2 protein-coding genes and 1 pseudogene are annotated in these 4,652 nt (G+C 70.0%); all 3 read right to left on the bottom strand.

Annotated elements, in window-relative coordinates:
* Positions 1-30: 30 nt before the first annotated feature.
* Positions 31-2,720 (bottom strand): annotated as a pseudogene (gene aceE, locus CCN44_RS33345) (pyruvate dehydrogenase (acetyl-transferring), homodimeric type).
* Between the two features lie 258 nt (positions 2,721-2,978).
* Positions 2,979-3,602, bottom strand: a complete 624-nt coding sequence (locus tag CCN44_RS33340) for a GntR family transcriptional regulator (protein ID WP_059248923.1) — start codon at positions 3,600-3,602, stop codon at positions 2,979-2,981.
* A gap of 269 nt (positions 3,603-3,871) precedes the next feature.
* Positions 3,872-4,652 (bottom strand): 2-oxo acid dehydrogenase subunit E2 (locus CCN44_RS33335; protein WP_208639887.1); only part of this gene is annotated, 781 nt, incomplete at its 5' end.

Raw genomic sequence — 4,652 nt, 5'->3', positions numbered from 1 at the left:
GCCGAACGCGCCGGCACCCCCGTCGGCCCCTTACAGGCCGTACTTCTCGCGGGCCTCCTTGACGGCCGTGGCCTTCACCTCGCCGCGCTTGGCGAGCTGGGCCAGGGCCGCGACGACGATCGACTGGGCGTCGACGCCGAAGTGGCGGCGGGCGGCCTCACGGGTGTCCGACAGACCGAAGCCGTCCGCGCCCAGCGAGGAGTAGTCCTGCTCGACCCACTGCGCGATCTGGTCCGGGACCTGGCGCATGTAGTCGGAGACCGCCAGCACCGGACCCTCGGCGCCCTGCAGCGCCTGGCGGACGTACGGCACCCGCTCCTCGCCGCGCAGCAGCGCCGCGTCGGCCTCCATGGCGTCNNCCAGGAGGTCGCGGACCACACGTCGGCGGCCACGCCCCACTCCTCGGCCAGCATCTTCTGCGCGTCGAGGGCCCAGTGGATCGCCGTACCGGAGCCCAGCAGCTGGATGCGCGGGGCGTTCGCCGGGGCGGACACGCCCGCCGACTCCGCCGTGTTGAAGCGGTACAGACCCTTGACGATGCCCTCGTCGATGCCGAGGCCCTGCGGCTTCGCCGGCTGCGGCAGCGGCTCGTTGTAGACCGTCAGGTAGTAGAAGACGTTCTGGTCCTCGCCCGGCTTGGCCTCGCCGTACATCCGGCGCAGACCCTCACGGACGATCACCGCGATCTCGTAGGCGAACGCGGGGTCGTACGTCAGCGCGGCCGGGTTGGTGGCGGCGATGACCGGGGAGTGGCCGTCGGCGTGCTGCAGGCCCTCGCCCGTCAGGGTCGTACGGCCCGCCGTCGCGCCGATGAGGAAGCCGCGGCCGAGCTGGTCGCCGAGCTGCCACATCTGGTCGGCCGTGCGCTGCCAGCCGAACATCGAGTAGAAGATGTAGAACGGGATCATCGCCTCGCCGTGCGTCGCGTACGACGTCGAAGCGGCGATGAAGTCGGCCATCGAACCGGCCTCGGTGATCCCCTCGTTGAGGATCTGGCCGTTCTTGGCCTCCTTGTAGTACATCAGCTGGTCGCGGTCGACCGGCTCGTACGTCTGGCCCTTCGGCGAGTAGATGCCGAGGGAGGGGAACAGGCTCTCCATGCCGAAGGTGCGCGCCTCATCGGGGACGATCGGCACCCAGCGCTTGCCCGTCTCCTTGTCGCGGACGAGGTCCTTGACCAGGCGGACGAAGGCCATGGTGGTGGCCACGTTCTGGGAGCCGGAGCCCTTGTCGAAGGAGGCGAAGGCCTTCTCGGCCGGGGCCGGCAGCGGGGCCAGGGCGTGGGTACGGCGGGCCGGGGCCGGGCCGCCGAGGGCCGCGCGGCGCTCCTGGAGGTAGCGGACCTCGGGGGAGTCGGCGCCCGGGTGGCCGTAGGGCACCACGCCGTCCACGAAGTCGCTGTCCTTGATCGGCAGCTCCAGCAGGTCCCGCATCGTCTTGAACTCGTCCACCGTCAGCTTCTTCATCTGGTGGTTGGCGTTCTTCGACGCGAAGCCCTCGCCGAGGGTGTGGCCCTTGACCGTCTGGGCCAGGATCACGGTCGGCGCGCCCTTGTGCTCGACGGCGGCCTTGTACGCGGCGTAGACCTTGCGGGCCTCGTGACCGCCGCGGGACAGGTGGAAGCACTCGAGGATCTTGTCGTCGCTCAGCAGCTTCGCCATCTCCGCGAGCGCCGGGTCCTTGCCGAAGAAGTCGGCGCGGATGTAGGCGGCGTCGCGGGTCTGGTACGTCTGGATCTGCGCGTCCGGTACCTCGCGCAGGCGGCGTACCAGCGCGCCCGTGGTGTCGAGGGCGAACAGCTCGTCCCAGGCGGAACCCCACAGCGTCTTGATGACGTTCCAGCCGGCGCCGCGGAACTGGGCCTCCAGCTCCTGCACGATCTTGAAGTTGGCGCGGACCGGGCCGTCCAGGCGCTGCAGGTTGCAGTTGATGACGAAGGTGAGGTTGTCCAGCTCCTCGCGCGCGGCCAGCGCGAGGGCCGCCGTCGACTCCGGCTCGTCCATCTCGCCGTCGCCGAGGAAGGCCCAGACGTGGGACGCCGAGACGTCCTTGATGCCGCGGTTGGTGAGGTAGCGGTTGAAGCGCGCCTGGTAGATGGCGGAGAGCGGGCCGAGGCCCATCGACACCGTCGGGAACTCCCACAGCCAGGGCAGGCGGCGCGGGTGCGGGTACGACGGCAGGCCGTTGCCGCCGGCCTCCTGGCGGAAGTTGTCGAGGTGCGCCTCGTTCAGGCGGCCGTCGAGGAAGGCGCGGGCGTAGATGCCGGGGGAGGCGTGGCCCTGGATGTAGAGCTGGTCGCCCGAGCCGTCGCCCTCCTTGCCCTTGAAGAAGTGGTTGAAGCCGGTCTCGTACAGCCAGGCCGCGGAGGCGAAGGTGGCGATGTGGCCGCCGACGCCGTACTTGCTGCCGCGGGTCACCATCGCCGCCGCGTTCCAGCGGTTCCACGCGGTGATCCGGGCTTCCATCTCCGGGTCGCCGGGCACGGCCGGCTCGGCGGCGGTCGGGATGGTGTTGACGTAGTCGGTCTCGAGGAGCTTCGGCAGCGCGATGCCGCCCGCCTCGGCGCGCTCCAGCGTGCGGCGCATCAGGTACGCGGCGCGGTGCGGCCCGGCCTCCCTGGCGACGGCGTCCAGGGAGGCCTGCCACTCGGCGGTCTCCTCCGGGTCACGGTCCGGGAGCTGGTCGAGCGCGCTCGGCTGGATGGCGTTGGGGTCGGTCATGTCGCCGCCTTCCTCAGTCGAAGGGGGTTCCCTCATCGGTAAGGGTTCGGGGGTGCCCTTGGTCTTTGGCAGGACAGGGCAGGGACTTCGGTGGAAGTCCGTCGGCGACTGTAACCCCCTGATCGATGATCGATCAAAGGGTTGAGGGCGAAAAGGCCTCGAATCCGAGAAAGTAGGCACCGGGTGCCTTGGAAATGGGCACCGGGTGCCGTGTCCGAGGCGGGTTTTCGCAGGTGAGCGTGGGTGTGCTCGCGTGCGTCAGGCGCGCGGCGCGCAGCCGAGAACGTGCGCCTTCACCAGGTCCGCGATACGCGGATCACGGCGCTTGAAGGCCTGCACCAGCTCCTCGTGCTCCTCCGCGTACGACTGCTGCACCGTGCCCAGCCAGCGGATCGACAGCGCCGTGAAGACCTCGATGCCGAGCCCTTCCCAGGTGTGCAGCAGCACCGAGTTGTGGGCCGCGCGGACCAGTTCGCGGTGAAAGCCCACCGTGTGGCGCACCTGGGCCGTGCCGTCCGCCTTCCGGTCGGCCTCGTACAGGGCCAGGACGTGCGGCTCCAGCGCCGAGCAGTCCTCCGCGAGGCGCTCCGCGGCCAGCTCCGCCGCGATGGCCTCCAGGCCGGCCCGGACCGGGTAGCTCTCCTCCAGATCGGCGGCGGTGAGATTGCGGACGCGTACGCCCTTGTTGGGGGCCGACTCGATCAGCCGGAGCGACTCCAGCTCGCGCAGCGCCTCACGGACCGGGGTCTGGCTGACCTCCAGCTCGGTGGCGATCCGCCGCTCCACGATCCGCTCACCCGGCTGCCAGCGCCCGCTGACGATCCCCTCCACGATGTGCTCGCGGATCTGCTCGCGCAGCGAGTGGACGACGGGCGCGGTCATGAGGGCTCCTTAGGCAGGGCTTTGACGTTTAGACAATACGGCCGGTTCGCTCCGCGGGTAGGGCGCGTGGGGGCGCTTTGGTGCAGGTGAGACGAGGCTTACACGGCGTACACAGGGGCAAAGGCGCCTGACGGTCCGGTTCGGTCCGCTGACGGGCGGCTTGTGGTGGTCGGTGGCCGCTCGCGCGGTTTCCCGCACCCCCTAAACGTCGGTGCCCTTGCCCGGAACGTCCAGGCAAGGGCACCGATGTGTGACCGGCTGACCGGCGATTACAGGCCCAGCTCGACCTCGAACTCGCCCGCCTCCAGGATCGCCTTGACCGCCGTCAGGTAGCGGGCCGCGTCGGCGCCGTCGACCAGGCGGTGGTCGTAGGAGAGGGTCAGGTAGGTCATGTCGCGGACGCCGATGACCGTGCCCTCCTCGGTCTCGATGACGGCCGGACGCTTGACCGTGGCACCGATGCCGAGGATCGCGACCTGGCCCGGCGGCACGATGATCGTGTCGAACAGGGCACCGCGCGAACCGGTGTTGGAGATGGTGAAGGTCGCACCGGCCAGCTCGTCCGGCGTGATCTTGTTGCCGCGGACCTTGGCCGCCAGGTCGGCGGTGGCCTTGGCGATGCCCGCGATGTTGAGGTCGCCGGCGTTCTTGATGACCGGGGTCATCAGGCCCTTCTCGGAGTCCACCGCGATACCGATGTTCTCGGAGTCGAAGTAGGTGATGGTCCCCTCGGCCTCGTTGATCTTGGCGTTGATGACCGGGTGGGCCTTCAGCGCCTGCGCGGCGGCCTTGACGAAGAACGGCATCGGGGAGAGCTTGACGCCCTCGCGGGCCGCGAAGGAGTCCTTCGCCTTGGCGCGCAGCTTCATCAGGCGCGTGACGTCGACCTCGACGACCGACGACAGCTGGGCCTGCTCGTGCAGCGCCTTGACCATGTTGTCGCCGATGACCTTGCGGATGCGGGGCATCTTGACGGTCTGGCCGCGGAGGGGGGAGACCTCCAGCGCCGGCGCCTTCTTGGCGGCCGGAGCGGCGGCAGCGGCCGGGGCC

Origin of the sequence: Streptomyces tricolor, from assembly GCF_002155905.1 — a bacterium.
Classification (GTDB): Bacteria; Actinomycetota; Actinomycetes; order Streptomycetales; family Streptomycetaceae; genus Streptomyces; species Streptomyces tricolor.
Note: the sequence above shows the minus strand (reverse complement) of the source record. Positions and strands in the feature narration are given on the sequence as shown.